Consider the following 26,559-nt stretch of genomic DNA (forward strand, 5'->3'; position numbering starts at 1 on the left):
GCGCGCCCTCCGCGATCAGGACACCCTCATGTACGAATTCAAATACCACCGCCCCGGGACCGTCCGGCAGGCCGCCAATCTCCTGGTGAAGAACGAAGACGCCAAGGTGATCGCCGGCGGTCACACGCTGATTCCCGTCATGAAGCAGCGGCTTGCAAGCCCGCCGCATCTGGTCGACCTCTCCCATATCGAGGGGCTGAACGCGATCGAGATGAAGGGCCGTTCGCTGGTGATCGGCGCCACCGCCAGGCATGCCGAGGTCGCGACCTCCGCCATCGTCGGTGAAGCCATTCCCGCGCTCGCCAATCTCGCCAGCCAGATCGGTGATCCCGCGGTGCGCCACAAGGGCACGATCGGCGGCTCGCTCGCCAACAACGATCCGACCGCCGACTATCCGGCCGCGGTTCTCGCGCTCGGCGCCACCATCGTCACCAACAAGCGCCGCCTCAAGGCCGAGGAGTTTTTCCAGGGCCTGTTCTCGACCGCGCTGGAAGCCGACGAGATCATCACCAAGGTGATGTTCCCGCTGCCGAAGAAGGCCGCCTATATCAAGTTCCGCAACCAGGCCTCGCGTTACGCGCTGGTCGGCGTGTTCGTGGCGCGGCGTCCGTCGGACGTGCGCGTCGCCGTCACCGGTGCCGGTTCGGACGGTGTGTTCCGCGTCGAGGCTTATGAGGAAGCGCTGAAGAAGCGGTTCTCGTCCAAGGTGCTCGAAGGCATCGATGTGCCGGCGGAAGGGCTGAACAGCGACATCCACGGCAGCGCCGAATACCGCGCGCATCTGATCGGCGTGCTGGCACGGCGCGCCGTCGACGCCGCCAATGCCAAGGAGTGAGTGATTCTCACGCCTCGGCCAACCTTGTCCCGGTGAGGGCGTAGCGAGACTGGCTATTTCATGACTTCAGCGACCCTGCCGGCATCGGTCGATGCGATGCTCGAACTCTTGACCTCGCGCGGCTATCTGGCCGAGCGGTCGCTGGCGACGGTGACATATCTCTCGCTGCGGATGGGCCGGCCACTGTTCCTGGAAGGCGAGGCCGGCGTCGGCAAGACCGAGATTGCAAAGGTTCTCTCGGCCGCGCTGGGGCGGAAGCTGATCCGTCTGCAGTGCTACGAGGGCCTCGACGTCTCCTCCGCGGTCTATGAGTGGAACAGCGCCGCGCAGATGATCGCGATCCGGATGGCGGAAGCCGCCGGCGACACCGATCGCGATCAGTTGTCGAGCGACATCTTTGCCGACCGCTACATGATCAAGCGGCCGCTGCTGCAGGCACTGGAGCCCGATGTCGCAGGTCCGCCGGTGCTGCTGATCGACGAACTCGATCGCGCCGACGAGGCTTTCGAGGCCTATCTGCTGGAAATCCTCAGCGACTTCCAGGTGACCATCCCCGAATTCGGCACCGTGAAGGCGCCGCATCCGCCGATCGTCATCATCACCTCCAACCGCACCCGCGAGATCCACGACGCCCTGAAGCGGCGCTGCCTCTATCACTGGGTGGATTATCCCGCCGCCGAGCGCGAGCTCGCGATCGTCAAGACGCGTGTGCCCGGCATCTCGGCAAAACTGTCGCAGCAGGTCGTGCGCTTCGTGCAGGCGCTGCGCAACCAGGATTTCTACAAGTCGCCCGGGGTCGCCGAAACCATCGACTGGGCTACTGCTTTGTCCGAGCTCGACGCCCGCTCGCTGACCCCGCAAGTGGTCGGCGACACGCTGGGCGCGCTGCTGAAGTACCAGGACGACATCACGCGGATGCAGGGCGATACCTTGCAGAAGGTGCTGAAGGACGCGACGAGCGAGAATTGACGCGCGTGCGTCATAACTGCTCTCGTCATTCCGGGGCGCGCGTAGCGCGAACCCGGAATCCATCGGGCGGCATGGATTGAGGATGAATGGATTCCGGGCTCGCGCCAAGGGGCGCGCCCCGGAATGACGGCTGAAAGTGTGGACGCATGGCCATCAACCATTTGGCGCCGGAACAAACCGAGCAATTCGCCGACAACATCGTCGGCTTTGCCCGTGCGTTGCGCTCGGCCGGTATGCCGGTCGGGCCGGGCGCCGTCATCGACGCCATGAGCGCGCTGCAGGTGATCGAGATCGGCAACCGGGCGGACGTCTTCACCACGCTGGAGGCGATCTTCGTCAAGCGCCATGAGCATGCGCTGATCTTCAAGCAGGCTTTCAACCTGTTCTTCCGCGCCTCGGAAGAATGGAAGCACCTGCTGGATTCGGTGCCGCTGCCGGAGCAGGCCAAGAAGAAGCCGCAAGCCGGCTCGCGCCGCGTCCAGGAGGCGATGTCGCAGCCGCGGATGACGGAGACGCCGCAGCACCAGGAGCAGGATTTGCGCCTGTCGGTCTCCGACAAGGAGATCCTTCAGAAGAAGGACTTTGCGCAGATGAGCGCCGCCGAGATCGCGGAGGCGCTCCGCGCCATCGAGATGATGCGGCTGCCGCAGGCGGAATTGCTGACGCGCCGCTACCTTCCCGATCCGCGTGGCCTGCGGCTCGACATGCGCCGCACGCTGCGCGCATCCTTGCGCACCGGCGGCGACATCATCGACATCCATCGGCTCGGGCGGATCGAGAAGCCGGCCCCGATCGTGGCGCTGCTCGACATCTCCGGCTCGATGAGCGAATACACCCGCCTGTTCCTGCACTTCCTGCATGCCATCGGCGATGCGCGCAAGCGCGTCTCGGTGTTCCTGTTCGGCACCCGGCTCACCAATGTGACGCGCGCGCTGCGCCAGCGCGATCCAGACGAGGCGCTGGCGAGCTGCTCGGCGGCGGTCGAGGACTGGGCCGGCGGCACGAGGATCTCGGCCTCGCTGCATCACTTCAACAAATTGTGGGCGCGGCGGGTGCTGAGCCAGGGCGCCATCGTGCTGCTGATCTCCGATGGGCTGGAGCGGGAGGCCGATTCCAGGCTCGCCTTCGAGATGGACCGGCTGCACCGCTCCTGCCGGCGGCTGATCTGGCTCAACCCGCTGCTCCGGTTTGGCGGCTTCGAGGCCAAGGCCCAGGGCATCAAAATGATGCTCCCGCACGTTGACGAATTCCGCCCGGTGCATAATTTGAGTTCGATCCAGGAGCTGATCACCACGCTCTCCCGGCCGCTGCCGCCGCATCACCGCAGCCTGATCCGCTCCGCAGCCTGAGAGGCCAAGCCATGCTCGATCGCGACGAGGACATTCTGAAGGCGGCGGAGGACTGGCAGAAGGCCGGCCGTGGCGTCGCGCTGGCAACCGTTGTGGAAACCTGGGGCTCGGCCCCGCGCCCGGCGGGCTCGAGCCTCGTCATCAACGACGAGGGCACGTTCCTGGGCTCGGTCTCCGGCGGCTGCGTCGAGGGTGCCGTGGTGACCGAAGCCATGGACGTGATCGAGAGCGGCAAGCCGAAGATGCTGGAGTTCGGCGTCGCCGACGAGACCGCCTGGAATGTCGGACTGTCCTGCGGCGGCACCATCCGCGTCTTCGTCGAGAAGGTCGGCTGACCGTGAAGCTTGCAATCCTCCACGAACTCAATGCCGAGCGCGCCGCGCGGCGGCCGGTGATTTTGGTGACCGACACCGAGAGCGGCGAGCAGCGCCTGGTGAAGGCGGCCGATTTCGCCAAGGATCCGCTGCGTGCGGAGCTCGACAAGCAGCTTCGCATGGGCAAGAGCGCCAATGTCGAGGCCGGCGGCAAGAAGCTGTTCTTTAACGTCTACGCGCCGACGGCAAAGCTCGTCATCATCGGCGCGGTCCATATCAGCCAGGCGCTGGCGCCGCTGGCGCGCTCGCTCGGCTATGACGTCACCGTCGTCGATCCCCGCACGGCCTTTGCGAGCCCGGAACGCTTCCCCGACATTCCGCTCGTCGCCGAATGGCCCGACACCGCGCTGCCGCCGCTCAACGTCGACGCCTACACCGCCTTTGTCGCGGTGACGCATGATCCCAAGATCGACGATCCCGCGCTGCTGCACGCCTTCGAGCGCAACTGCTTCTATATCGGTGCGCTCGGCTCGCGGAAGACGCATGCCAAGCGCGGCGATCGGTTGCGGGCGCAGGGCGCGAAGGAGAGCGATATCGCGCGCATCCACGCGCCCATTGGGCTGGCGATCGGCGCGGTCTCGCCGTCCGAGATCGCGGTGGCAATCATGGGCGAGATCACCGCGGTGCTGCGCCTGCCGCCCAAAGAAAAAGAAGAAGCGGCATGAAGTTCGGCCCGGCGAGCCCCAGGGATGCGATCGGCGGGGTGACCGTCCACACCCTGCGTCAGGGACCGCTGGTGCTGAAGAAGGGCACGACGATCGGGCCTGCCGAGGTCGAGCAGCTCGAGCGCGCCGGCATCAAGGACATCGTCGTGGTGCGCATGGAGGCGGGCGACGTCTCCGAAGACGTCGCGGCCGCCAGCATCGCGCTTGCAATCGGCGGCGAAGGCATCCATGTCGAGCGCGCCTTCACCGGCCGGGCCAATCTGTTTGCCGCGCGTCCGGGCCTGCTGGTGATCGACCGCGCCGCGGTCGACCGCATCAACAATGTCGACGAGGCCATCACTTTTGCCACGCTCGCCGCCTACAAGCCGGTGGTCGAAGGTGAGATGGTCGGCACCGTGAAGATCATCCCATTCGGCGTTGAAGGAAATTTGCGCGATGCCGCGGTGAAGGCGGCCGGCAAGGACGTTCTGAAAATCGCGCCCTATGTCGTCAAGCGCGTCGGCGTGGTCTCGACGCTGCTGCCGGGCTTGTCGTCCAAGGTGGTTGACAAGACACTGCGCGTCACCGCCGAGCGCCTCGCGCCGGCGGGCGCCAGCATCATCGCCGAGCGACGCGTGCAACATGACGAGCGCGCGCTGTCGGCAGCGATCAAGGAATTGCTCGCCCTCGGCGCCGAGCTGGTGATCGTGTTCGGGGCATCGGCCATTGCCGACCGCCGTGATGTGATTCCGGCCGCGGTTACCGGAATCGGCGGCGAGATCGAGCATTTCGGCATGCCTGTCGATCCCGGCAATCTGCTTCTGATTGCGCGCGCCGGCAGCGTGCCCGTGCTCGGCGCACCCGGCTGCGCCCGTTCGCCGGTCGAGAACGGTTTTGACTGGGTGCTGATGCGGCTCCTCGCCGGCATCAAGGTGACGCGCTCCGAGCTGATGGGCATGGGCGTCGGCGGCCTGCTGATGGAGATCGTGACGCGCCCGCAGCCGCGCGCAAAGCCCGAGATCGAGGGCAACAGCCAGGTCGCAGCCATCGTGCTGGCAGCCGGCCGCTCCACCCGCATGGGCGGACCGAACAAGTTGCTCGCCGAGCTCGACGGCAAGAAGCTGGTGCGGATCGCCACCGAGCAGGCGCTGGCCTCGAAAGCATCCGAGGTGATCGTCGTCACCGGCCATCAGACCGAGCTGGTCGAGCAGGCGTTGCAAGGCCTCAACGTGAGGTTCGTCAAGAACCCTGATTTCGCCGGCGGCATCGCAGGCTCGGTCAAGGCGGGTATCGCAGCCGTGTCCGACGCGAGCGACGGCGCCGTGGTTTGCCTCGGCGACATGCCGCTGATCGATGCCAGCCTGATCGATCGTCTCATCGACGGTTTCGCGCCTGATCGTGGCAACCTCATCGTCGTGCCCGTCAGCGAAGGCCGCCGCGGCAATCCCGTGCTGTGGTCGCGTCGCTTCTTCAGGGAATTGATGACGCTCGACGGCGACGTCGGCGCGCGGCATTTGATCGCCAGGCATACGGAAGCGGTGGCCGAAGTGCCGGTCGACGGCGAGGGTGCTTTCCTTGACATCGATACGCCACAGGCCTTGGAAGCGGCTAGAGGCGGATGACGGTGCGGTAGGGCGGATTAGCGAAGCGCAATCCGCCGCACTGTGTCTCAGCGGAAACAAAAGAGGTGGATTACGCTTCGCTAATCCACCCTGCGGCTCCTCGATTTCAACGCCCCATTCACCATCTGGAAACGGTCCGGGCTTAGAGTCCTCTCCACCTGCCTTGGGGGGAGGGGTTTCCATGGTTTCGAACCTCGTCGCGCGCCGTTGCGCGATGTTTTTCTTTGCGCTGTCGGTGTGTGTCGCCGCCGCCCGTCATATGACAGAGGCTCATGCGGCCGGCGCGTTTGCGGTCGGCAAGTGCGGCGCCTATGGCCAGGCCTATGATTACGGCGCCGAGCGCGAGGCGCGTGCCGCCGCTCAAAAGCAGTGCAAGGGCGAATGCACGACGGTGACGATGAAGCGAGCCTGTGCGGCCATGTCAGTCGACATGACCAACCCCTGTGGCGCCTATGGCTACGCCGTCAAGCCGAAGATCTCGGCCTCGCTCAACGCCGCCACCCGCGAATGCTACAAATATGGCGGCAAGGAATGCGTGATCCGCGCCTGGGCGTGCGACGCCAAAGGTTGATCAAGGGGTTGAGCTGCGGTTAGCGCAGCCATCCCGCATTGGTTTGCACCAGCTTGATCGGCTGCTCCGGCGCGTCGATCGACCAGGGCACCTTGCCTCCGGTGAATTCCGACCAGGCTTTCAGCAAACGTGCTTCGACGCCGACCATGGCGTGGGCCTGCCAGCCCGCGATCGCCGCTGCCGCCATGCCGCTGCCGGTCGAACCGGCATTGATGTCGGCAAGTAGTGACGTCGTCGTCGCCATGTCGTTGTAGATTCCGAGCTGCTGCTGAAGGTCGGCGAGCCTGCGCGAGAACCGCTTCGCGGATTTGCCGTGCCCGCAGCAAAGCGGAAGCAGGAAGTCGGCGACGTAGCGGAGCTTCTTCGCGGCAAGACGGACGCGATGCCGCTCCTCGATCGGTAGCGATTTGAAGCGGCGACCGCGCTTCAGCACCCTGGCGTGCTGTGCCGACAGGATGTTGCGGGCGAAGTTGATCGCCGGCTCCGCGAGTTGCGCCAGGCCTTCGGGCGCAACGTCGCTCCGCCAGCCGCGCGCTTCGATCCAGGCGCCGAGCCCGATCACGAAATATTGGCAGCGCCGGTCGGCGAGGGCGAGGCGGGCATTGTCGTAGCAGCTCGCGCGGCGTTCGTCGGCGAGCGCGCCGAGTGTCTCGAAGCCTGCGACCGAGGGACAGCCCTCCGCGACAGTCCGCAGCGTCTCCTGCCGGAACACGTCCCAGTCGCGCGCGCCCGAGAGGCTTCCCGCAAGCCATTTTGCTTCGGCGCGCATCAGGTCGAGCTTGCTCAGCGACACCACCGACCGCATCAGGTCGAGCGCGGAGCGCAGGCGGCGCAGCGCAACGCGAAGCTGATGCATCCCCTCGACGTCGCGACCGTCCTCGGCGGCGGGCAACGACTGGAGCAAATGCAATAGGCAGGAGCGCAGGATCTCGGAGAAGGCCTCGTCGAGTGAGACCGACGGATCGAGCCGAAGCTTCGGCGGCTTCGGCGCCCGCGGCGGCGCGTCGGCCGCAAGGTCAAATCCGCGCGCCGATTTGGTCCGGATCGACGGCTTCACCTGATCATGCTCGGCGAGCCGCAGCGCAAGCTCCCAGATCGCGGACGGGCTGCCGCTCTTGAGCTCGAGCTCTATCTCGCTGATCGGCAATGAGCGGTCGCCTGACGTCAGATGGCCTTGGTCGAAAGCCAACTCGACCGTACCGGACGGCAAATCGACGAGGCGCTGATGCCGGTGGATGTCACTGCTGAAGACGGCTTCGACCGGGTGACGCTCCAGCTCGGCGCGCAGCTTGTCCGAAACCAGCGGCATGGCCAGTGCGATGTCGGGCGTCATCGATGGCACGGCTGCCTCCCACTCGCCACGGCGCAATGGATCGTTGCCGGATTCCGTTTTCACGGTCTGCGTGAATCGCGTGCCGCTCTGGCGAACCCTGAAACTGAATCCGTCACGCCGAAGCGCGCGCTTGGGCGTATCGTAATAGACGGCCTTGAGGTGCTTGCGCGTCCCCTTGTTGCGCGCATTCGCCGCGATGATCGGCGCATTGTTGAAGTCCGCGAGGCGATCGGAAGCCACGAGCAGCTTGAGCTCGATTTCGCTTGCGTAAGGCGCAACATCGCGGGGCGACGAGACGTCCGGCGTCATCGCCTTGGCGCTGATGTCATCAGCGGGCTGGTCGGCGGGAAAGGGTCTGCTGCGCGGGGGCTCATTCCCAGGGATTTCGGAACCGGGTTTCTGTTCCGCGCCGGCAGCCGCAACGTTCCTGATCGCAACGTGTTGATTGTTTGACCCGGCGAGACGCCGCACCGGTTCGAGGGCTCGCTTGATGGCGTCGATTTCGGACATTCGCAGCTTTATGACAGTTCAGTGACAGGCCTCGATGTATATCCGAGTTGGTGTGCGGAGAGAAGCGCAGGCGATTGCATCCCGCATTGAAATTTCTGCGCTGTGATCGTTGGGAGAATCCGCGTTACATTTCATCATCAGTCGCAGCGCTCGGAATTTTCTTTTCTTTCCAGACGCTTGCCAGACGCTTGGATGCGCGCGGGAGAGTTCATGCAGTTCGATACCAAGATTGCCGTTGTCATTCGCAACGACCTCCAAGCCTGGCAGAAGCTCAATGTTGCGTCATTCCTGACGAGCGGCGTCGCCGCTGCCTTTCCGGAGTGCATCGGCGAGGCCTATGAGGACGCGTCGTCCACGAAATATCTTGCGCTGATCGGCCAGCCGATCCTGATCTATGGTGCCGATGGTCCGGCGCTGTCGCGCGCGCTCGATCGCGCCCTCACGCGCAACGTCACGCCGGCGGTCTATACCGAGGACATGTTCAAGACCACGCATGACGCCGCCAATCGCGAAGCCGTGAAGGCGGTCGCGCGCGGCGATCTCAATCTCGTCGGCCTCGCGATGCGCGCCGAGCGGAAGGTGATCGACAAGATCGTCGATGGATTGAAGTTCCATAGCTGACGCCGCGCGCGCCCTGCGCTGCGCCAGGCGCGCTCTGCGCTGCCGCGCGACCAATAAACTTGCGACGTTTGACTCCAATCAAGGGAGAGCTGTGCGGCCTCGCTAGTCTGCTCGCGCAATGCAATGGAGCAGACTGATGCCGACCATGAAAGCCGCCGTTGTCAAACAATTCGGCAAGCCGCTGGTGATCGAGGATGTGCCGGTGCCGCAGCCGGGTCCCGGTGAAGTCCTGGTCAAGGTAAAGGCCTGCGGCGTCTGCCACACCGATCTGCACGCCGCCTCCGGCGATTGGCCCGTGAAGCCCGTTCCACCGTTCATTCCCGGCCATGAAGCTGCCGGCATCGTCGCGGCACTCGGACCCGGTGTCAGAAATCTGAAGGTCGGCGATGCTGTCGGCGTCGCGTGGCTGCACGATGCCTGCATGAGTTGCGAATATTGCGAGACCGGCTGGGAGACGCTGTGCGAGCACCAGCACAACACCGGCTATAGCGTGAACGGCGGCTTTGCCGAATATGTCATCGCATCAGCGGCCTTCGCGGCAAAGCTGCCGGCAACGGTCGATTCTGCGGCGGTTGCGCCGATCCTCTGCGCCGGCGTCACCACCTATAAGGGATTGAAGGAGACGGATGCGCGGCCGGGCGAGTGGGTTGCGATCTCGGGCGTCGGCGGACTCGGCCATGTCGCGATCCAGTACGCCAAGGCGATGGGGTTGAAGGTCGCGGCCATCGATATCGCCGAAGACAAGCTCAAGCTCGCGCGCGAGACCGGTGCTGATCTCGCCGTCAACGCGCTCGCGAAAGACGCCGTGGACAAGGTGCTGACGGCGACCGGAGGAGGGGCTCACGGCGTGCTGGTCACGGCCGTGTCGACATCGGCGTTTGCCCAGGCGCTGAAGATGGTGCGGCGGAAGGGCACCGTCAGCCTCGTCGGCCTGCCGCCGGGCGAATTCCCGACGCCGATCTTCGATGTCGTGCTCAAGCGCATCACCGTGCGCGGCTCCATCGTCGGCACCCGCAGGGATCTCGACGAGGCCATTGCGTTCGCTGCGGAGGGCAAGGTGAAAGCCGAGGTGACGAAAGTGCCGCTTGCGCAAATCAACGACGTGTTCGAACGGATGAAGGCCGGCAAGATCGACGGCCGCATGGTGCTCGACTTTGGTCAATCTGCGCGATGAGCAACATGGCCCGGGCAACGAAGATCGTATTCCTCGGCGCTAGCAGCGCATCCTTTGGGATGAGCATGTTCCGGGACCTGTTCTCGACCCACGATTTGGGGGGTTCCACGCTGGTGCTGGTCGGCCGAAACGTCGACCGGCTTGGCCGGTCGACGCGGCTCGCGAAACTGCTCAACGAGAGGTCCGGCGCCGGTTTTGCGATCGAGGCGACGACGGATTGGCATGCGGCCCTCGACGGCGCTGAATTCGTCTTACATTCGACCGCTATCGATCGCAATCGGTTGTGGCGGCTCGATTTCGAAATTCCGCGCAAATTCGGCATCCGTCATACGTTGGGCGAGAACGGCGGCCCGGGAGCCCTGTTCTTCACGATGCGCACTCTGCCGGTGGTCTTCGAGTTCGTGCGCGAGATGGAGCGACGCTGCCCGCGCGCGACTTTCATCAACTTCTCCAATCCGGAAAGCCGCATCATCCTGGCGCTGGGGCGGTACAGCAGGATACGGAGCCTCGGCCTTTGCCACGGGATTTTTCTTGCCCACGACAATGTGGCCCGAATTCTGGGAATGCCAAAAGAACAGGTCGATGTGTGGGGTGCAGGCCTCAATCACTTCCAATGCCTGACCGACATTCGGGATCGCGAAACGGGCGAGGATCTCTATCCGTTGCTATGCAAGAAAGAGAGGGATTTCGATCCTGCCTTCTCACCTCTGACGCGCCAATTGCTGCACGCCTTTGGCTATTGGCTCGGCTGCGGCGATGCCCATGTCGGCGAATATCTCTCATTCGGTTGGGAGGCCGGGGAGCGCGGCTACAATTTCGATTGGGACGAGAGTGAACGCGCCAAGCTGACGCTACTGATAGACGACGTGCTCGCGGGCCGGGCTGAGATGCCGGACTGGTGGTCGATGCCATCGGGCGAGCGCGCGGTCAGCATCATCACCTCCATGCTTCACAACCGCAAGCAGCTCATCGAGTCCGCCGTCATCCACAATCGAAAGGTGATCGCGAATCTGCCGGCCGATGCCGCGGTCGAGGTGCCGGTGGTGGCCGATATTGCGGGCATCCATCCCGTTTCGCTCGGCCCGCTGCCGGACGGTGTGGCTAAGTTGATGACGGCCCAGGTTCAAGTGCAGCAGATGGCCGTGGACGCGGCGATGCACGCCTCGAAGGAGATGGCGATGCAGGCGCTGCTGCTCGATCCCGTTGTTCATTCCGAGGAGGCCGCGCGCGGCCTGCTCGACGAGCTGTGGGAGATCAACCGGCCTTACATTCGAGCCTGCATTTGAGTCACGGGACACGATCAGTATATTTTGCGCCGAGGCCCGAGCTCTGCCAGGCAGGCAGTTCTCTGCGGAAAGCCTTCGCGCATCGCGCCTCACGTCGGCGGCATTCTCTCGAACTTGGTCAGGCCGGAATCGAGAGGATCCCAATCGTACGCGCGCACGGCATAGGTGATCGCTTGCGGCTTGTAGCGGGCGGGCTCGTCGAGGCTCGCGGCGCGGATGGTGAAGATGTCCGGCATGGCCTTGAAGGTCATGTAAACGGCGACGCCGCATTCGGGGCAGAAGGCGCGCGTTTTCACGTTGCCGCTGTCGCCGGTCATGTCCCATGTCCGGGCTTTGCCCGTCACCGTGACGCCGGCGCGCGGGAAGGTGGCGTAGGAGCCGTGGCCGGTGCCGCTTTCGCGCTGGCAGTCCCTGCACTGGCAATGATTGGAGAACAGGGGCTCGCCGACAATGGCATAGCGGATCGCACCGCAGGCGCAGCCGCCGGTAAAGGGCTTGGTCATCATGATCACTCCAAGACGGTTTCGTTACTCGTCTTCGCCGCTGATTTCGTCGAGCTGCCTGATAACCTTCTTCCATCCGCCACTCATGACGGTGTAGGCACTGTCGTTGCTCGGCATGACGAAGCCCGCATGGATCAGCTGAATGCGCGTGCCGGCTTCGACCGGGGTGAGGGACCAGGTCACAACAGTGTCGAGTGGTGCGCCGTAACCAACGTTGCGCTCATCGCCGCCTTTCCATGCGTAGACGAGCCGCCTGTTCGGAACGACTTCCAGAACGCGACAATGGATGACGCCGTCCCAGTGACCGCCCGGCTTGGTCTGGTAGGTGAAAATGTTGCCTTCGACAGCCTCGAAGCCGGTCGGCGGCATCAGCCAGCGCGCGATCAACTGGGCAGAGGTCAGCACTCTCCAGACCGTCTCCGGCGCGTGAGGGAGCACCTCGTCCATCACGATATCTTTGGTTTCGGCTTTCAGCGCGGCTGCACTCACGGGTCGATCTCCTTCAAGAGGTCACGCAGATTCTGGAAGCGCTCGCGCCAGAAGACACCGTAATGATCCATCCAGGTGACCAGCGGTTCGAGTCCTTGCGGCGCGGCGCGGTAATAGACGTTGCGGCCCTCGGCGCGTTCGGCGACGAGGCCCGCCTGCTTCAACGATTTCAAATGTTGCGAGATCGCGCCCTGCGTCACGCCGCTGCCGCGCGTCAGGTCGGCGACGCTGATTTCCTTGCTGTCGAACACGCGCTCGAACACCGCGCGCCGGGTCGGATCGGCGAGGGCGCGCATGACGGCGGTGACGGGATTGGTGGCGGTTTCGATCATGTCGATCAATTAGCAATTGCTAATGCATTAGTCAATACTAATTTGTCCACGCGGCAGCGGGCGAGGCCGCTATTGACTATGACTGACCAGTCAGTCATATAAATAGCATGACGAAGAAGCCCACCAGAACGGCTACGGCCGGAGCAGCAAGTCACAAGCCCGAAGCTGGCGAAGGCGCCGCGCCGGTGTCCAACCGCGCGACCCGCGCGGCGGAGCGGCGCGATGCGATCGTCGCTGCGGCGATGGAGGAGTTCATCACGCGCGGCTTTGCCGCAACGCGGCTCGACGACATCGCCAGGCGCGCCGGCGTCGCAAAGGGCACGATCTACCTGCACTTCAAGGACAAGGAATCGATGTTCGAGGAGCTGGTGCGCACCGTGATCGTACCAGTGGTGGCGAAGCTGAATGCGCTGCCGCCGCCGACGGGCTCGGTCCGCGATCTCATCGAAACCTTTGCCGGCAACTTTCTCAAAGAGGTGATCGGCACGCGGCGCGGCGATCTCGTCCGCCTGATCGTGGCGGAAGGGCCGCGCTTTCCGGCGGTGGCCGACTTCTATTATCGCGAGGTGGTGTCGCGCGGGATGGCCGGCATGCGCGCGCTGATCGAGCTCGGCATTGCCCGCGGCGAGATCCACCAGACAAACCTTGCGCGCTATCCGCAGATCCTGATCGCGCCGGCGCTGATCGCGGTGATCTGGCAGAGCCTGTTTGCGCGGCACTCGCCGCTCGATGCGCAGGACATGCTGCGCGTCCATCTCGATTTGATCTTTGGCGAACGGAGGACGACATGACGTCGTCGCAAAGAATTCTTGCAATCGCATTGGCTGGCCTGCTCGCAACCGGGCTTGCCGGCTGCAAGGAGAAGCGCGATCCCGGTTTCCAGGGCTGGGTCGAGGCCGACATGATCTTTGTCAGCCCGGACGAGGCCGGGCGGGTGACCAGGCTCGATATCCGCGAAGGCGACGTGGTGAAGGTCGGCGATCCCCTCTATTCCGTCGACGACGATCTTCAGCTGGCCGATCTCAACCAGACCAAGGCGACGCTGGCCAATGCGCAGCAGGTGTTCGATCGCGCGGAGTCGTTGCGCAAGACCGGCTCCGGTACCCAAGCCACGCTGGATTCCGCTGTCTCGGACCTACGGGTCGCGCAGGCGCGGGTGGTGACGTCGGAGACGCGGCTGGCGCGGCGCAAGGGCTTTGCGCCGGTTGCCGGCACCATCCAGCAGATCTATTTCCGCGAGGGCGAGATGGTCGCGGCGCAACGGCCGGTGCTCTCGATCATGCCGCCCGGCAACATGAAGCTGCGCTTCTTCGTACCGGAAACGGAGTTGCCGAAGCTGTCGATCGGCGATGAGGTGCGGGTCGCCTGCGACAATTGCGCGGCCGATCTCACCGCCAAGATCTACTTCATCGCGACCTCGGCCGAATACACCCCGCCCGTGATCTACAGCCTCGAGGAGCGCAACAAGCTCGTCTACCTGATCCAGGCGCGGCCGTCGCGGCCCGATGCCTTGCGGGTGGGACAGCCGATCGACGTCTATCTCACCCCCAAGACTGCTGAAAACAAGACTCCGGTGGCGGACAAGCGATGAACGGTGCGAACGAGATCGCGATCGACGTTAAGGGCCTGACCAAATCGTTCGGGGGGCGTGAGGTCGTGCACGAGCTGTCGATGCAGGTGAAGCGCGGCTCGATCTACGGCTTCCTCGGGCCCAACGGCTCGGGCAAGACCACGACCATCCGTATCCTCTGCGGCCTGCTGACGCCCGACAGCGGCGAGGGCACCTGCCTCGGCTACGACATCCTGAAGGACGCCGAGAAGATCAAGCGCCAGGTCGGCTACATGACGCAGCGCTTCAGCCTGTACCAGGATCTCTCGGTGCGCGAGAATCTCGAATTCGTCGCGCGGCTCTATGGCCTCGCCGACGCACGGGGTGCCGCGCGCGACATGATCAAGCGGCTCGGGCTCTCGGGCCGCGAGGAGCAGCTCGCCGGCGAGCTCTCAGGCGGCTGGAAGCAGCGCCTGGCGTTGGGCGCCTGCACGCTGCCCAATCCAAAACTGTTGCTTCTGGATGAGCCGACCGCGGGCGTCGATCCCAAGGCGCGGCGCGATTTCTGGAACGAGATCCATGCGCTCGCCGCCGATGGTCTCACCGTGCTGGTCTCGACCCACTACATGGACGAGGCCGAACGCTGTCACGAGATCGCGTATATCGCCTATGGCCATCTCCTGGCGCACGGCACGGTGGAGGAGGTGATCGCAAAATCCGCGCTGACCACCTACACGGTCACCGGCGAGTTGGGCGGTCTTGCGGCCGATCTCGCCGGCAAGCCCGGTGTCGACATGGTGGCGCCGTTCGGCACCTCGCTGCACGTCTCGGGCCGCGACGTTGCGGCCCTCGAAGCCAGCATCGCGCCGTGGCGGCAGAAGAGCGAGCTGCACTGGCAGAAATCTGCGCCATCGCTGGAAGACGTCTTCATCGAGCTGATGGGCCGCTCCAAGGACAATTTCCGATGAGTACGATCCGGGCATCCGGCCCCATGGGGGAGATCCGCGACCGCTTCGGCTTCTGGCGGCGCTCCTACGCCATGATGGCCAAGGAGTTCATTCAGCTTCGGCGCGACCGCGTCTCGTTCGCGATGATCGTGGCGATTCCGGTGATGCAGCTTCTCCTGTTCGGTTATGCCATCAACACCACGCCGCACCATCTGCCGAGCGCGGTGCTGCTGCAGGAGGACTCTGATCTCGCTCGTTCGGTCCTGAAGGCGCTGGAGAATACCGCCTATTTCCGTTTCATCTACGAGGTGCACGACGTTGACGAGTTCGACAATCTGCTGAAGTCCGGCAAGGTGCTGTTCGGGGTCGAGATCCCGCGTGGCTTCGAGCGCGCGGTGCGGCGCGGCGACAAGCCGGCGCTGCTGGTCGCAGCCGACGCGACCGATCCGGTCGCCGCAAGCTCCGCACTCGGCTCGCTCGGCATGATCGTGCAGACCGCGCTCGCGCACGATCTCTACATCGGCGATCCCCCCGCACTGCCGTTCGAGATCCGCGCGCATGCGCGCTACAATCCGGCGGCGGAATCGCGGCTCAACATCGTGCCGGGACTGGTCGGCACCATCCTCACCATGACGATGCTGATCTTCACGGCGCTGTCGGTGACGCGCGAGATCGAGCGCGGCACCATGGAGAGCCTGCTGTCGATGCCGATCAAGCCGGTCGAGGTGATGATCGGCAAGATCGTGCCCTATATCCTGGTCGGCTTCATCCAGGCTTTCCTGATCGTCAATATCGGAGTGTTCCTGTTCGGCGTGCCGGTGCTCGGCAATCTGCTCCTGCTCGCGGCCCTCTCGACCCTTTTCATCGCTGCAAACCTCGCGATCGGCTACACATTCTCCACCATCGCGCAGAACCAGCTGCAGGCGATACAGATGTCGTTCATGTTCTTCCTGCCGAGCATTCTCTTGTCCGGCTTCATGTTCCCGTTCGCGGGCATGCCGGCCTGGGCGCAATATGTCGGTGAATGCCTGCCGCTGACGCACTACATTCGCATCGTCCGCGCCATCATGCTGAAGGGCGCCACCATGCCGAATCTGCGCTTCGATACCCTGGCGTTGGCGGCCCTGATGCTGGTCGCCATGACCATCGCCGTGACGCGCTTCCGCCGCACGCTGGATTGAGGCAGACTGCCCCGGAATCGGGGGATGGAATGGTCAGCTTTTTGAGGGCGCGGCAAAGGGCCGTCTTGTCGGAGGAGTTCGAGCGCGAGCTGACGCGCGAAGTGCTGCGCACGGAATTGCTGCGGGTGAAGGCGCTGATCGCCACGGGCCTCGTCATGATGGTCTTGCTCACGGCCACCTTCGTGATCGATCCTGCCATCTCGAACCGGATCTGGCGCGGGACCGAGGGGATGGTCCGCGAATACGTGATTGTGGCAGGCTTCCTGCTGTTCGAGGTCTGGGTCCACAGCCAGATCAGGCGAAACCTCAAGCTTGATCGCGACCTGCCGGTGGTCAGGCGCTATATCGGCGCCTTCATCGAGACGTCGCTCCCGACGCTGATCCTGATCCTGCAGATCCGCAGCATGGGCGCCAGCCAGGCGCTCGGTTTCGTCTTGCCGATGGTCTATTTCATCTTCGTCATTCTTTCGACGCTGCGGCTCGATTTCTGGCTGTCCACCTTCACGGGATTTGTCGCCGCCGCCGAGCTCCTGACGGTCGCGCTGTACTTCAATCCGGCCAGCGATACCGGCGAACCCCTGATCTATTTCCACGCCGTGCGCAGCCTAGTGATCCTGGTCTGTGGCGTGCTGGCAGGCTCGGTCGGTGCGCAGCTGCGGCGGCAATTCGCCGCGAGCATCGCTGCGGCGACCGCGCGCGACCGGGTGACCAATCTGTTCGGCCAGCACGTCTCGCCGCAGGTGGTCGAGCGGCTGATGGCGGAGGGCACCAGTGCCGCCGGCGATATCAGGCGTGTCGCCGTGATGTTCGTCGATTTCCGCGGCTTTACCGCCGGCGCGCAGTCGCGCACCCCGCAAGAGGTCGTCGACCGGCTCGACGGCGCCTTCGCGGTGCTGGTCGATATTCTCGATCGCCATGGCGGTATCGTGAACAAGTTTCTGGGCGACGGATTTCTCGCGCTGTTCGGCGCGCCGCTGGAGGCGTCCGATGCCGCGCATCGTGCGGTCGCCGCTGGCCGCGACATGCTGACCGCGATGGATCACATCAATGCGCAGACGAGCTGGCCGCTGCGGATCGGGATCGGCATCCATTTCGGCGAGGTCGTCGCCGGCAATATCGGCTCGCCCCGGCGCAAGGAATACACCGTGATCGGCGACACCGTGAACTTTGCATCGCGGCTCGAGGCGCTCAACAAGGAGTTCGGCTCGCAGCTCCTGATCTCCGCATCCGTGCGCGAGGCGCTCGGCGACGACGGCGAGGATGCAGTCGCGCTCGGCGAAGTCACGGTGCGCGGTTACGAGCAGCCGGTCGCAGTGTTTCAATTGGGGTGAGGGGACTGCTCGCGTTTCTTTGAAGGCGCGCGCTGAAATATCCTCGGCTGTGCTCCGCTCTTGCACTCAGGACGTCGAAATTGTTTCGACCTCCCATTTGCTACGCGGAGAAGATCCATGATCCGATTGAGCGTTGTCTCGGCCGCCTTGATTGCCGCAGCCGTTTACCAAATCGAGGCCGCTTCCGCCCGCGATGCCGCCCCCGCCCGGCGCGGTGTTGCGCATGCAACGGCGGATTGCGTCAGGGCGCCGGCCGTGGGCGCCTATGCGACGGCTCCTTACAAGGAGCCGCCTTGCATGCCCAAGACGATGAACTGGACCACGAACTAACGATCGACACGGGCGAAGCCGGACTGGCCTGTGCCTCCAGCCCGGCTTCGTGCCCTGCCGTTTCCGGTATTATGGTAGTTCTTGACTCGCTCCTCATCTAGTCATCTATATGACTAGATGAATTCAGCGCCACGCGACGACCGTCTGCCCCGCTACCAGCGCCTGCGCGATGACCTCGCCGCGCGGATCGTCAGCAATGAATGGCGGCCGGGCGAGCCGATCCCATCGGAAGCCGAGCTTGGCGCACATTACGGGGTCGCCATCGGCACCGTGCGCAAGGCGATTGACCAGCTCGTCGCGGATGCCGTGCTGGAGCGCCAGCAAGGCCGTGGCACTTTCGTGCGCCGGGCGCGCTTCAACTCCTCGCTGTTCCGCTTCTTCCGCTTCCAGTCCGAGAGCGGAGAGCGGCGCGTGCCGAAGAGCCGCATCCTCAGGCGGAAGAGCGTGCCGGCGACGACGGCGGTCGCTTCCGCGCTGCGCATTCCGGTCGGTGAGCCCGTGATCAGCCTGTCGCGCCTGCGGCTGATCGACGATGTGCCGCTGCTCGCCGAGGAGATCTGGCTCCAGCAATCGCGTTTTGCAAAGATCCTCGCCATCGACACCGCCGAATTCGGCGATCTCTTGTATCCGCTCTACGAGGAGCGCTGCGGCGAGGTCGTGGTCTCGGCCGAGGAAATTCTCACGGTCGAGACGGCCAACGAGATGCAGGCCCGGCTGCTCAGACTCGAGAGCCACGCACCGTTGATCGTGATCGAGCGCCTCGCCCTCGATCTGGAGCGGCGGCCGATCGAATGGCGCCGCTCGCGCGGGCCGGCGGATCGCTTCCGCTACCACGCCGAGATCCGGTGACGGCCGAATTCAACAACATCAAGCAACAAACGCGTACAGGGGTAGGGAACATGTCGAACTGGTACAGTGAAAGCTCGCCGCTGGAGCGGCGCACCTTCTGGGCAAGCTTTGGCGGCTGGGCGCTGGATGCGCTCGATGTCCAGATGTTTGGCCTCGCGATCCCTGCGCTGATCGCGGCCTTCCACATCAGCAAGGCCGATGCCGGCCTGCTCGGTTCGGTCACGCTGTTCTTCGGCGCGTTCGGCGGCTGGCTCGGCGGCGCGCTCGGCGATCGCTTCGGTCGCGTCAAGGCGCTCCAGATCACGGTCGCGACCTTTGCGCTTGCGACCTTCGCCAGTGCATTCGCGATGAGCTACACCCAGCTCCTGGTGCTCAAGGCGATCCAGGGCCTCGGCTTCGGCGCCGAATGGGCCTGCGGGGCGGTGCTGATGGCCGAGATCATCCGCCCCGAGCACCGCGGCAAGGCGCTTGGCACCGTGCAGAGCGCCTGGGCCGTCGGTTGGGGCGCGGCCGTGCTGCTGTCCGCGCTGGTCTTCACCTCTGCACCGGCGGATATCGCCTGGCGCATCCTGTTTGCGATCGGCTTATTGCCGGCGCTGCTCATCATCTTCATCCGCCGTGGGCTGAAGGAGCCGCCGCGCGCCATCGCGAAGGACGCAGAGGCGCCGTTCCTCGCGACGCTGTCGGGCATCTTTCATCGCGACGTGCTGCGCTCGACCCTGGTCGGCGGTCTGTTCGGCGTCGGCGCCCATGGTGGCTATGCCGCCTTGACGACGTTCCTGCCGACATACCTGCGCGAGGTCAGGCATTTGTCGGTGCTCGGCTCCAGCTTCTATCTCGCCGTGATCATTATCGCTTTCTTCTGCGGCTGTGTCGCCAGCGGCATCATCAGCGACCGGATCGGCCGCCGCGCCAATGTCGCGTTCTTCGCCGGCGCCTGCATCATCACCGTGCTCGTCTATATCTTCGCGCCGCTGACCAACGGCCAGATGCTGGTGCTCGGCTTTCCGCTCGGCTTTTTCTCGGCCGGCATTCCAGCCAGCATGGCCGCGTTGTTCAGTGAGCTCTATCCGGCCGGCGTGCGCGGCACCGGCGTCGGTTTCTGCTACAATTTCGGCCGCGTCGTCTCCGCTGCCTTTCCCTTCCTGGTCGGCTTTCTCAGTGATCGCATCGGCCTTGGACCGGCGATCGGCGTCGATGCGGCGTTTGCTTATGCGCTGGTGCTGATCGCGGTACTGCTGCTGCCCGAAACCCGCGGCAAGGTGTTCGAGCAGGCTGCAGCCGCGCGCGCTTGACGGGAATGGGGAACAACGACCATGACGAGATGCCAACGCGGCCTGACGCGCCGCCAGTTTGGTGCGGCTCTCGCATCGCTCGCCGCAGCGGTCGCGACCACGGCCAGGAGTGAGGCGGCCTTGCCTGTGATCGACACCCACGCCCATGTCTTCCATCGCGGATTGAAGCTCGCGCCGGGCCGGCGCTACGCGCCCGATTACGATGCGCCGCTGTCGCTGTATCTGGAGCAGCTCGATCATACCGGCATGAGCAATGGCGTGCTGGTGCAGCCGAGCTTCCTCGGCACCGACAATTCCTACCTCGTCGATTGCCTCAAGCAGACCAATGGCCGCCTGCGCGGTATCGCCGTCGTCGATCCCGCCGTCTCTGCCGACGAGCTTGGCGAACTCGATCGCGCCGGTGTGGTCGGCATTCGCCTCAATCTCGTCGGCCAGCCGTTGCCTGACCTTGCGGGAAACGAATGGAAAAGATTGCTCGCCAACGTGAAGGCGATGGGTTGGCAGGTCGAGATCCAGCGCAACGCGTCCGATCTTGCCGTGCTCGCCCCGCTTCTGCTCGATCTCGGCGTCACCGTCGTGCTCGATCACTACGCGCTGCCGGATCCCAAGCTCGGCGTCGTCGATCCCGGCTTTCAATCCGTGTTGAAGCTCGGGGCGACGAAGAACGTCTGGATCAAAATCTCCGCGCCATACCGGTACGGTGCGGCGGGCGAGAGCTTTGCGAAGGAGGCTTATCCGCTGCTTCGTAACGCGTACGGCCTCGACCGTTTGCTGTGGGGCAGCGACTGGCCGCACACGCAGTTCGAGGCGACACAGACTTATGCGAAGAACCGGCAATTCCTCGACACGCTGATCGCCGACGAGCGCGAACGCGCGCAGGTGCTGTCCTCGCCGCGGGCGCTCTTTCGCTTTTGACACGCGCGCGCGATTGCTCCGATTGCACTCAATTTTGGGGCATGACGGGCTATGTTTTGGGCTTGTAGAGTGCTGCGCGGGCGGCCGGCTTACGGCCGCCATTTGCGTGAGGACTTGAGCCATGCAGCGCCGCTACATCACCGTCGACGTGTTCACCGACCGCGCCTTCGGCGGCAACCAGCTCGCCGTGGTTCTGGATGCCGACGGGCTCTCGACGCAACAGATGCAGGCGATCGCGACCGAGTTCAACTATTCCGAGACGACTTTCGTGCTGCCGCCGCGCGACAAGGCCAATGACGCCGAGGTGCGCATCTTCACGCCGGTGAGGGAGATGCCGTTCGCCGGTCATCCCAATGTCGGCACCTCCTTCGTGCTGGCGAGTCTTGCGAAAGAGCCGAAGCCGCGCCTTGTGTTCGAAGAGATGGCGGGCCTCGTGCCGGTCGACATCGTTCGCGAGCAGGGAAGGATCGTCAGTACCGAGCTCACCGCGCCGCAGCCACTGTCGCGACTGGCGGAAGTCCCGGCCGCTGACGTTGCGGCCTGCATCTCGTTGACGGTTGATGACATCAGGACCGATCATCATGCGCCGCAAGTCGTCGGCGTCGGAACGCCGTTCCTTGTGGCGGAGGTGCATTCGCGTGATGCGCTCAAACGCGCGAGGCCCGACGCAGCCGCGTTCGGCAGGGTCCTGCCTCGCGACGACGCCCGCTCGGTGTGGTTCTACACGCGCGAGGTGCCGGCGTCGGAGGCGCCGAGCGAACGGCAGGCGCGCATGTTCATGCGCGGTGCTGGCGGTCTCGCCGAAGATCCCGCCACAGGCAGCGCCAGCGTCGCCGCCGCTGCGCTGTTCGCCGATCTCGATCCTGTCAGGGATGGTGAGTTGAAGCTCACGGTCGGCCAGGGCTTTGACATGGGCCGGCCCAGCATCCTCCAGACCCGCGTCGTCAAGCGAGACGGCAAGATCGTGTCAGCGCATGTCGGCGGGGCCTGTGTGAAGATGATGGAGGGGACGTTCAGGCTGGCGGGGGAGGGGTAGGCCGTCATTCCGGGGCGCGACGCAGTCGCGAACCCGGAATCCATTCATCCACCAACTCTGCGGCTCGATGGATTCCGGGCTCGCGCTACGCGCGTCCCGGAATGACAATTGAAGGAGCCAAATTCTTCACCGCCGCGCCATCGCGCTCCTCGATGATCTCCGCGATCATCCGGCGGTGGCAATGGGTGTGGTCGCGCTCATAGCAGAGCAGGCAGACCGGGCCGGCCTTCTTCACGAGCGCCGAGAGTTCGTCCATCTGCTCCCTGGCCTCCGGCGTCTTCAGGTGCTTCGAGAAAATCTTCTCCAGCACGTCGTACTGGCCGCTGCGCGCGGCGAGGCGGCCTTCCTTCGGCGTGCCCAGCGCGGCGAGATGGACATAAGAGATGCCGCGGTCGTCGAGACCAGCGGCCAGCTGCTTCTTGGAGAAGCCCGGCCGCCGTGACGACGTCACCGCGCGCACGTCGACCACGAGCTTGACGCCGGCCTGCTCCAGTTCGTCGAGCACGGCCTTGGGCGGCGTCTGCTCGTAGCCGATGGTGAAGAGCTTCTTCGCCTTGGCCATCCGCTCTCCTCAGCTTACCCGCGCGATCAGTTCCATGGCGCCGTGCGGTGCGCGCACCTTGCCCTCGTGAATGACATAGGCGAACACGTCGCGCGGTTCCTTCTTCGGCTTGGTCTTGTCAACCTTCGGCAGGTCGTCGGGTTCACTTCCGTCGGCCCAGGCCTGAAAGCGCTCGGCCCAGGCGTCGAGTTGCTTCGGCGGATAGCAGGTCTTGATCTCGTCATTGCCCTTCTGCAGTCGGGCATAGACGAAATCGCCGGCGACATCGGCAATCGCGGGATATTTGCCGTGCTCGGCGAACACGACCGGCGTCTCGAACTCGCGGATCAGTGCGATGAACTCAGGCGTGCAGAAACTGTCGTGCCGCACCTCCACCACGTGGCGCAGCGCGCGACCGTCGAGCTTGCGCGGCAGCAGCTCCAGGAACTTGCCGAAATCGGCGCCGTCGAATTTCTTGGTCGGCGCGAACTGCCACAGCGCCGGTCCAAGATGGTCGCCGAGTTCCAGCACGCCGGAATCGTAGAAGCGCTTGATGGAATCGCCGGCCTCGGCCAGCACGCGCCTGTTGGTGGCAAAGCGCGGTCCCTTCACCGAGAACACAAATCCCTCAGGCACTTCGCTCGCCCATTTGCGGAAGCTCTCGGGCTTCTGCGAGCCGTAATAGGTGCCGTTGATCTCGATCGAGGTCAGCTTCGAGGCAGCGTAGGACAGCTCCTTCGCCTGCGTCAGCTTCTCCGGATAGAACACGCCGCGCCAGGGCTCGAAGGTCCAGCCGCCGATGCCGATGAAGATGTTGCCGGATTTTTTGGACGCGGTTTTTGCTTTGGCCACGGGGGATCTCGCATCGACGGGAAGGGGATGGCGGCATCCTATTCAAACCAGAAGTGATTGGCCAGTTGTCGCATCCCGTCTAAGCTTGCGGCGCGATCTGCGCAAAAAGGAGAACAAGATGCGGATGCTGATGCTGGGAGCGGTGCTCGTCATGATGACATCTGCTGCCATGACGTCTGCTGCAAGGGCGGATGATGATGAGACCAAGGGCGCGCAGAAGCTCGCCATGCAGGGCCGCGACGATTACTGGCATTGCCTGGCTCGGGAGTATTCGCGCGACACCAATCAGGGCCTGTCGGAGCAGGAGTTCGGCCGCTCGGTCGCCGGCGCCTGCCCATCGGAGCGGCAATATTACCGGGTGGCGTTGCTCGACTATCTCACCGCGCAATATCCTGACATCGATTCCGGCGCCCATCTCGCGACCGCGAACAGGGCGGTGGAGTCCGCGCAGAAGGACATCGTGACCGCCTACGTCAAGCACCGGCCGCCAATGAAATAGGGTCATGACCTGTTGCGACCCGGCAGCCCTTCCGACCGCGGGTTCATCCGTGATAAGACAGGGCTCATCTGGAGCGGGGACGGGTTGGTATGTCGTCTGAGTCGGTAGGTGGCATTTTTGGTGCGATCGTCGCCGCGGTCGTGCTGGCGGTCGCCGTGGTCTTCGGGCCGATCGGCCAATACGGTAAGCCCCCGAAGCCGGCCAAGGTCGAGCCGGCGCCCGCCGCCATGGCGCCCGCGGCTCCTGTGGCCCCCGCGCCGCGGGGCCCGGTAATCCGGGAAGTCCCGAATCAATAATGGGCTCGATATACTCGCCTCGACACCCGGTTGCGGAAGCGAGATCGTTAAGTGCTGCGCGAAAACGTAACTTCACCCATATCGGCGTCGAAGTATTTTTTGTGTATGGGAACGTCGAGCAGTCGCACGCGCTCAAACGGTTCTTGTTTGATCTCGGCGACCTTTTTCATGTCGAGCAACGCAAACAGACGACATATGTTGCCGTTCAAATCATACCATCGGCCCGCCATCTCGTTGACCAGTTGGCCACGACTTGGTTTGGCGAAAGTAACGCGTCCAAATATTTCAATAGGAATTTCGTCCGTGCTGCCGTCCGTCACGAGTGATTCTGCGATATCGGAGTTTATGGTTCGCTGACCCGTGAAGTAGTAAAACATCGTGTAGCCGCCGTCCTCGTTGTACCGGAAGCCCACGTCACGAATCTGCTGCTTTTCGTCGTCCCTAAAAAGGGGATTATTCTTGAGCTTGAAAGCCAACTCAAGTTTCATGTTGTCTGGATTAATAACGATCTGACATTGAGTTTGCCGCTCCGGGACAGTGACGACCTGTGAAACAGGTCCGATGTTGGCTCGGTAACTGACCAGCCAGCCACCCTTGAGCAACTCCCGCACCTCGCTATAGACGTCAGCCGCGTCCTTCGAATTCAAGAGATACAGGATGAACCAGCTCGCGACGAAGATGACGAAATATGCCACAACAAACGCTAGCTTAAAGGTTGGGGGAACCTCAAACTTCCACCCGTTGTCGTAGTTTACCGAGACGATAGCCAGAGCGCCGGCGACAAGAAGCGTCGAGATAATTAAGGCAGAGAGGGCCAATTTTGCGCTCCGAGCCTCCACAAGGCCCAGCACACTTTTGAGAATGTCTGTCATCGAAACCACCTGGAAACGAAATTTTATGCAATTTTGGCATCTTATAGTTGTATATTTCTGCCATCAATATCCAATTTGCTCCTTGCAAACTGGCTCGGTCATTCCCATCTAGCCTCCAACGGCGTCGTTGAGCCAAAAGCTCCGGCGTTGGGACGACCTTGGAATAGCTTGGGCCTGCGCCGGATGTACGCGCTGTCCGCCGTTCCGGGGTCGTTGGCATTTTAGGGCCCCTTTTGGGCCGCTCCCCGCTGGAAACCCCGGCCTATTGGCTCAAGAACTTGGCAGCGCAGCACGCGACGGATATACGCTGCCGTCATGAACGAAGCGATCAGACCGGACGCCCACAGCCAGGCCCAGGAAGGGCCGGAACTGTCGGTCATCGTCCCGACCTTCAACGAGCGCGATAACGTCACCGTGCTGTACCGACGCCTGGAGGCGACGCTCGTTAACGTCGCCTGGGAGGTCGTGTTCGTCGACGACAATTCGCCTGACGGGACCTGGGACGTGGTGCGCGAGCTGGCGCAGAAGGACGGCCGCGTGCGCTGCATTCGCCGCATCGGCCGCCGTGGCCTCTCGGGCGCCTGCATCGAGGGCATCCTGGCGTCGAGCGCGCCTTATGCGGCCGTGATCGACGCCGATCTCCAGCACGACGAAACGCAGCTGCCGAAAATGCTGCTGCTGCTCGCCAGCGACAAGGCCGACCTCGTCGTCGGCAGCCGCTACATCGAGGGCTACAAGAGCGAAGGCTTCAACAAGCAACGCGCCGGCGCCAGCGCGCTGGCGACCGAGGTCGCCAGGAAGATGCTCAGGGTCGAGATCGCCGATCCCATGAGCGGCTTCTTCATGGTCCGCCGCGACCGGTTCGAGCAATTGGCGCCGAAACTCTCGGTGCACGGCTTCAAGATCCTGCTCGATCTCGTTGCAACCGCGCATGGAAGCTTGCGCGCCGTCGAAATTCCCTACACGTTCGGCGCCCGCCAGCACGGCGAGAGCAAGCTCGATTCCATGGTCGCGCTCGACTTCCTCGGCCTCGTGCTGGCGAAGCTGACCAACGACATCGTCTCGCTGCGCTTCATCCTGTTCGCGATGGTCGGCGGCATCGGCCTGGTGGTGCATCTCACCACGCTGTTCATCGCACTTCAGCTGATCAAGGTGCCGTTCGCGGAAGCGCAGGCCGCAGGCGCCATCGTCGCCATGACCACCAACTTCGTCATGAACAACTTCCTCACCTATCGCGATCAGCGGTTGAAGGGCTTTGCCATCCTGCGCGGCCTGATCATGTTCTACATCGTCTGCAGCGTCGGCTTGCTCGCCAATGTCGGCGTCGCCTTCTCGGTCTACGATCAGGAGCCGATCTGGTGGCTGGCCGGCATGGCCGGGGCACTGATGGGCGTGGTGTGGAATTACGCGATGTCCGGACTGTTCGTCTGGCGCAAGAAATAGCGCGTCAAGGA

General features: G+C 64.0%; 30 protein-coding genes. 23 read left to right on the top strand and 7 right to left on the bottom strand.

The window, feature by feature from the left end:
• The first annotated feature begins 28 nt into the window (after positions 1-28).
• The 7 genes from XH91_RS13070 to XH91_RS13100 all read left to right on the top strand — a co-directional run bounded on the left by XH91_RS13070 (position 29) and on the right by XH91_RS13100 (position 6,364).
• Positions 29-835 carry an FAD binding domain-containing protein gene (locus XH91_RS13070; protein ID WP_128950982.1) on the top strand — a complete coding sequence of 269 codons (807 nt, stop codon included), beginning with the start codon at positions 29-31 and terminating at the stop codon, positions 833-835.
• Between the two features lie 60 nt (positions 836-895).
• Complete coding sequence (locus tag XH91_RS13075; protein ID WP_128950983.1) at positions 896-1,804, top strand: AAA family ATPase; 909 nt, start codon at positions 896-898, stop codon at positions 1,802-1,804.
• 146 nt (positions 1,805-1,950) lie between these two features.
• On the top strand, positions 1,951-3,153 hold the full coding sequence (locus XH91_RS13080; RefSeq protein ID WP_128950984.1) for a vWA domain-containing protein: 1,203 nt from the start codon (positions 1,951-1,953) through the stop codon (positions 3,151-3,153).
• 11 nt (positions 3,154-3,164) lie between these two features.
• Positions 3,165-3,488 (top strand): XdhC family protein, encoded by a 324-nt coding sequence (locus XH91_RS13085; RefSeq protein WP_008564652.1) that lies wholly within the window; start codon positions 3,165-3,167, stop codon positions 3,486-3,488.
• Positions 3,489-3,490: 2 nt separating this feature from the next.
• A complete protein-coding gene (locus XH91_RS13090; RefSeq protein ID WP_128950985.1) occupies positions 3,491-4,192 on the top strand; it encodes an XdhC family protein in 702 nt (233 codons plus the stop codon).
• The gene (locus XH91_RS13095) at positions 4,189-5,793 is read left to right on the top strand and encodes an NTP transferase domain-containing protein (protein ID WP_128950986.1); all 1,605 of its coding nucleotides are present in this window, start codon (positions 4,189-4,191) and stop codon (positions 5,791-5,793) included. Before XH91_RS13090 ends, XH91_RS13095 begins: the two co-directional genes overlap by 4 nt.
• A gap of 181 nt (positions 5,794-5,974) precedes the next feature.
• A complete protein-coding gene (locus tag XH91_RS13100; RefSeq protein ID WP_128950987.1) occupies positions 5,975-6,364 on the top strand; it encodes a DUF4189 domain-containing protein in 390 nt (129 codons plus the stop codon).
• A 19-nt stretch (positions 6,365-6,383) separates the two neighbouring features.
• Here XH91_RS13100 and XH91_RS13105 read toward each other — a convergent pair whose 3' ends face one another.
• On the bottom strand, positions 6,384-8,006 hold the full coding sequence (locus XH91_RS13105) for a CYTH and CHAD domain-containing protein (protein ID WP_128954826.1): 1,623 nt from the start codon (positions 8,004-8,006) through the stop codon (positions 6,384-6,386).
• Positions 8,007-8,417: 411 nt separating this feature from the next.
• On the opposite strand from XH91_RS13105, the gene XH91_RS13110 reads away from it, so the two are divergent.
• From XH91_RS13110 to XH91_RS13120, 3 genes are all read left to right on the top strand, one after another.
• Complete coding sequence (locus tag XH91_RS13110; RefSeq protein ID WP_128950988.1) at positions 8,418-8,828, top strand: DUF2000 family protein; 411 nt, start codon at positions 8,418-8,420, stop codon at positions 8,826-8,828.
• 136 nt (positions 8,829-8,964) lie between these two features.
• A complete protein-coding gene (adhP, locus tag XH91_RS13115; RefSeq protein WP_128950989.1) occupies positions 8,965-10,002 on the top strand; it encodes an alcohol dehydrogenase AdhP in 1,038 nt (345 codons plus the stop codon).
• 5 nt (positions 10,003-10,007) lie between these two features.
• Positions 10,008-11,288, top strand: a complete 1,281-nt coding sequence (locus tag XH91_RS13120) for a family 4 glycosyl hydrolase (RefSeq protein ID WP_128954827.1) — start codon at positions 10,008-10,010, stop codon at positions 11,286-11,288.
• Between the two features lie 89 nt (positions 11,289-11,377).
• Here the strand turns inward: XH91_RS13120 and XH91_RS13125 are convergent, their stop codons facing one another.
• Genes XH91_RS13125 through XH91_RS13135 form a run of 3 tightly spaced genes read right to left on the bottom strand, consistent with a single transcriptional unit; the run spans position 11,378 to position 12,612 of the window.
• Positions 11,378-11,791: a GFA family protein gene (locus XH91_RS13125; RefSeq protein WP_128954828.1), complete on the bottom strand. Its 414-nt coding sequence runs from the start codon at positions 11,789-11,791 to the stop codon at positions 11,378-11,380.
• A 24-nt stretch (positions 11,792-11,815) separates the two neighbouring features.
• A complete protein-coding gene (locus tag XH91_RS13130) occupies positions 11,816-12,280 on the bottom strand; it encodes an SRPBCC family protein (RefSeq protein ID WP_128950990.1) in 465 nt (154 codons plus the stop codon).
• Positions 12,277-12,612, bottom strand: a complete 336-nt coding sequence (locus XH91_RS13135; RefSeq protein ID WP_128954829.1) for an ArsR/SmtB family transcription factor — start codon at positions 12,610-12,612, stop codon at positions 12,277-12,279. Before XH91_RS13135 ends, XH91_RS13130 begins: the two co-directional genes overlap by 4 nt.
• Before the next feature lie 107 nt (positions 12,613-12,719).
• On the opposite strand from XH91_RS13135, the gene XH91_RS13140 reads away from it, so the two are divergent.
• From XH91_RS13140 to XH91_RS13185, 10 genes are all read left to right on the top strand, one after another.
• Positions 12,720-13,403 (top strand): TetR/AcrR family transcriptional regulator, encoded by a 684-nt coding sequence (locus tag XH91_RS13140; RefSeq protein WP_128950991.1) that lies wholly within the window; start codon positions 12,720-12,722, stop codon positions 13,401-13,403.
• Positions 13,400-14,203 carry an HlyD family secretion protein gene (locus XH91_RS13145; protein WP_128950992.1) on the top strand — a complete coding sequence of 268 codons (804 nt, stop codon included), beginning with the start codon at positions 13,400-13,402 and terminating at the stop codon, positions 14,201-14,203. Before XH91_RS13140 ends, XH91_RS13145 begins: the two co-directional genes overlap by 4 nt.
• Entirely contained in the window at positions 14,200-15,129 is a 930-nt protein-coding gene (locus XH91_RS13150; protein ID WP_128950993.1) for an ABC transporter ATP-binding protein, read from the top strand. The genes XH91_RS13145 and XH91_RS13150 overlap by 4 nt, the downstream gene beginning before the upstream one ends.
• The gene (locus XH91_RS13155; protein WP_128950994.1) at positions 15,126-16,289 is read left to right on the top strand and encodes an ABC transporter permease; all 1,164 of its coding nucleotides are present in this window, start codon (positions 15,126-15,128) and stop codon (positions 16,287-16,289) included. The genes XH91_RS13150 and XH91_RS13155 overlap by 4 nt, the downstream gene beginning before the upstream one ends.
• 29 nt (positions 16,290-16,318) lie before the next feature.
• Positions 16,319-17,620: an adenylate/guanylate cyclase domain-containing protein gene (locus XH91_RS13160; RefSeq protein WP_128950995.1), complete on the top strand. Its 1,302-nt coding sequence runs from the start codon at positions 16,319-16,321 to the stop codon at positions 17,618-17,620.
• Positions 17,621-17,737: 117 nt separating this feature from the next.
• The gene (locus XH91_RS13165; protein WP_128950996.1) at positions 17,738-17,950 is read left to right on the top strand and encodes a hypothetical protein; all 213 of its coding nucleotides are present in this window, start codon (positions 17,738-17,740) and stop codon (positions 17,948-17,950) included.
• Positions 17,951-18,067: 117 nt separating this feature from the next.
• On the top strand, positions 18,068-18,799 hold the full coding sequence (locus XH91_RS13170; RefSeq protein WP_128950997.1) for a GntR family transcriptional regulator: 732 nt from the start codon (positions 18,068-18,070) through the stop codon (positions 18,797-18,799).
• Between the two features lie 50 nt (positions 18,800-18,849).
• The gene (locus tag XH91_RS13175; RefSeq protein WP_128950998.1) at positions 18,850-20,094 is read left to right on the top strand and encodes an MFS transporter; all 1,245 of its coding nucleotides are present in this window, start codon (positions 18,850-18,852) and stop codon (positions 20,092-20,094) included.
• A 21-nt stretch (positions 20,095-20,115) separates the two neighbouring features.
• Positions 20,116-21,009, top strand: coding sequence for an amidohydrolase family protein (locus tag XH91_RS13180; RefSeq protein ID WP_128950999.1), 894 nt, complete (start codon positions 20,116-20,118; stop codon positions 21,007-21,009).
• A 121-nt stretch (positions 21,010-21,130) separates the two neighbouring features.
• Complete coding sequence (locus tag XH91_RS13185) at positions 21,131-22,045, top strand: PhzF family phenazine biosynthesis protein (RefSeq protein ID WP_128951000.1); 915 nt, start codon at positions 21,131-21,133, stop codon at positions 22,043-22,045.
• Positions 22,046-22,130: 85 nt separating this feature from the next.
• On the opposite strand, the gene XH91_RS13190 is transcribed toward XH91_RS13185, so the two are convergent.
• Together XH91_RS13190 and XH91_RS13195 are read right to left on the bottom strand one after the other, a co-directional pair.
• The gene (locus tag XH91_RS13190) at positions 22,131-22,607 is read right to left on the bottom strand and encodes a DUF488 domain-containing protein (RefSeq protein WP_128951001.1); all 477 of its coding nucleotides are present in this window, start codon (positions 22,605-22,607) and stop codon (positions 22,131-22,133) included.
• Between the two features lie 9 nt (positions 22,608-22,616).
• Positions 22,617-23,438, bottom strand: coding sequence for a DUF72 domain-containing protein (locus tag XH91_RS13195; RefSeq protein WP_128951002.1), 822 nt, complete (start codon positions 23,436-23,438; stop codon positions 22,617-22,619).
• Positions 23,439-23,556: 118 nt separating this feature from the next.
• Here XH91_RS13195 and XH91_RS13200 point away from each other — a divergent pair, with 118 nt between their 5' ends.
• Positions 23,557-23,937 carry a hypothetical protein gene (locus tag XH91_RS13200; RefSeq protein WP_128951003.1) on the top strand — a complete coding sequence of 127 codons (381 nt, stop codon included), beginning with the start codon at positions 23,557-23,559 and terminating at the stop codon, positions 23,935-23,937.
• An 89-nt stretch (positions 23,938-24,026) separates the two neighbouring features.
• On the top strand, positions 24,027-24,233 hold the full coding sequence (locus XH91_RS39395) for a hypothetical protein (RefSeq protein WP_128951004.1): 207 nt from the start codon (positions 24,027-24,029) through the stop codon (positions 24,231-24,233).
• 47 nt (positions 24,234-24,280) lie between these two features.
• On the opposite strand, the gene XH91_RS13210 is transcribed toward XH91_RS39395, so the two are convergent.
• Complete coding sequence (locus XH91_RS13210) at positions 24,281-25,105, bottom strand: hypothetical protein (RefSeq protein ID WP_128951005.1); 825 nt, start codon at positions 25,103-25,105, stop codon at positions 24,281-24,283.
• Positions 25,106-25,420: 315 nt separating this feature from the next.
• Between XH91_RS13210 and XH91_RS13215 the strand changes: the two genes are divergently transcribed.
• The gene (locus XH91_RS13215; RefSeq protein WP_128951006.1) at positions 25,421-26,548 is read left to right on the top strand and encodes a glycosyltransferase; all 1,128 of its coding nucleotides are present in this window, start codon (positions 25,421-25,423) and stop codon (positions 26,546-26,548) included.
• The last annotated feature ends 11 nt before the right edge of the window (positions 26,549-26,559 follow it).

This window comes from Bradyrhizobium guangzhouense (assembly GCF_004114955.1).
GTDB classification, from domain to species: Bacteria; Pseudomonadota; Alphaproteobacteria; order Rhizobiales; family Xanthobacteraceae; genus Bradyrhizobium; species Bradyrhizobium guangzhouense.

Bases quoted from the DNA above. Each gene is read 5' to 3' on its own strand.
- XH91_RS13070 (WP_128950982.1), top strand. From the start codon at position 29: ATGTACGAATTCAAATACCACCGCCCCGGGACCGTCCGGCAGGCCGCC.
- XH91_RS13075 (WP_128950983.1), top strand. From the start codon at position 896: ATGACTTCAGCGACCCTGCCGGCATCGGTCGATGCGATGCTCGAACTC.
- XH91_RS13080 (WP_128950984.1), top strand. From the start codon at position 1,951: ATGGCCATCAACCATTTGGCGCCGGAACAAACCGAGCAATTCGCCGAC.
- XH91_RS13085 (WP_008564652.1), top strand. From the start codon at position 3,165: ATGCTCGATCGCGACGAGGACATTCTGAAGGCGGCGGAGGACTGGCAG.
- XH91_RS13095 (WP_128950986.1), top strand. From the start codon at position 4,189: ATGAAGTTCGGCCCGGCGAGCCCCAGGGATGCGATCGGCGGGGTGACC.
- XH91_RS13100 (WP_128950987.1), top strand. From the start codon at position 5,975: ATGGTTTCGAACCTCGTCGCGCGCCGTTGCGCGATGTTTTTCTTTGCG.
- XH91_RS13105 (WP_128954826.1), bottom strand. From the start codon at position 8,006: ATGACGCCGGACGTCTCGTCGCCCCGCGATGTTGCGCCTTACGCAAGC.
- XH91_RS13110 (WP_128950988.1), top strand. From the start codon at position 8,418: ATGCAGTTCGATACCAAGATTGCCGTTGTCATTCGCAACGACCTCCAA.
- adhP (WP_128950989.1), top strand. From the start codon at position 8,965: ATGCCGACCATGAAAGCCGCCGTTGTCAAACAATTCGGCAAGCCGCTG.
- XH91_RS13120 (WP_128954827.1), top strand. From the start codon at position 10,008: ATGGCCCGGGCAACGAAGATCGTATTCCTCGGCGCTAGCAGCGCATCC.
- XH91_RS13125 (WP_128954828.1), bottom strand. From the start codon at position 11,791: ATGACCAAGCCCTTTACCGGCGGCTGCGCCTGCGGTGCGATCCGCTAT.
- XH91_RS13135 (WP_128954829.1), bottom strand. From the start codon at position 12,612: ATGATCGAAACCGCCACCAATCCCGTCACCGCCGTCATGCGCGCCCTC.
- XH91_RS13140 (WP_128950991.1), top strand. From the start codon at position 12,720: ATGACGAAGAAGCCCACCAGAACGGCTACGGCCGGAGCAGCAAGTCAC.
- XH91_RS13145 (WP_128950992.1), top strand. From the start codon at position 13,400: ATGACGTCGTCGCAAAGAATTCTTGCAATCGCATTGGCTGGCCTGCTC.
- XH91_RS13150 (WP_128950993.1), top strand. From the start codon at position 14,200: ATGAACGGTGCGAACGAGATCGCGATCGACGTTAAGGGCCTGACCAAA.
- XH91_RS13155 (WP_128950994.1), top strand. From the start codon at position 15,126: ATGAGTACGATCCGGGCATCCGGCCCCATGGGGGAGATCCGCGACCGC.
- XH91_RS13160 (WP_128950995.1), top strand. From the start codon at position 16,319: ATGGTCAGCTTTTTGAGGGCGCGGCAAAGGGCCGTCTTGTCGGAGGAG.
- XH91_RS13165 (WP_128950996.1), top strand. From the start codon at position 17,738: ATGATCCGATTGAGCGTTGTCTCGGCCGCCTTGATTGCCGCAGCCGTT.
- XH91_RS13170 (WP_128950997.1), top strand. From the start codon at position 18,068: ATGAATTCAGCGCCACGCGACGACCGTCTGCCCCGCTACCAGCGCCTG.
- XH91_RS13175 (WP_128950998.1), top strand. From the start codon at position 18,850: ATGTCGAACTGGTACAGTGAAAGCTCGCCGCTGGAGCGGCGCACCTTC.
- XH91_RS13180 (WP_128950999.1), top strand. From the start codon at position 20,116: ATGACGAGATGCCAACGCGGCCTGACGCGCCGCCAGTTTGGTGCGGCT.
- XH91_RS13185 (WP_128951000.1), top strand. From the start codon at position 21,131: ATGCAGCGCCGCTACATCACCGTCGACGTGTTCACCGACCGCGCCTTC.
- XH91_RS13190 (WP_128951001.1), bottom strand. From the start codon at position 22,607: ATGGCCAAGGCGAAGAAGCTCTTCACCATCGGCTACGAGCAGACGCCG.
- XH91_RS13200 (WP_128951003.1), top strand. From the start codon at position 23,557: ATGCGGATGCTGATGCTGGGAGCGGTGCTCGTCATGATGACATCTGCT.
- XH91_RS39395 (WP_128951004.1), top strand. From the start codon at position 24,027: ATGTCGTCTGAGTCGGTAGGTGGCATTTTTGGTGCGATCGTCGCCGCG.
- XH91_RS13210 (WP_128951005.1), bottom strand. From the start codon at position 25,105: ATGACAGACATTCTCAAAAGTGTGCTGGGCCTTGTGGAGGCTCGGAGC.
- XH91_RS13215 (WP_128951006.1), top strand. From the start codon at position 25,421: ATGAACGAAGCGATCAGACCGGACGCCCACAGCCAGGCCCAGGAAGGG.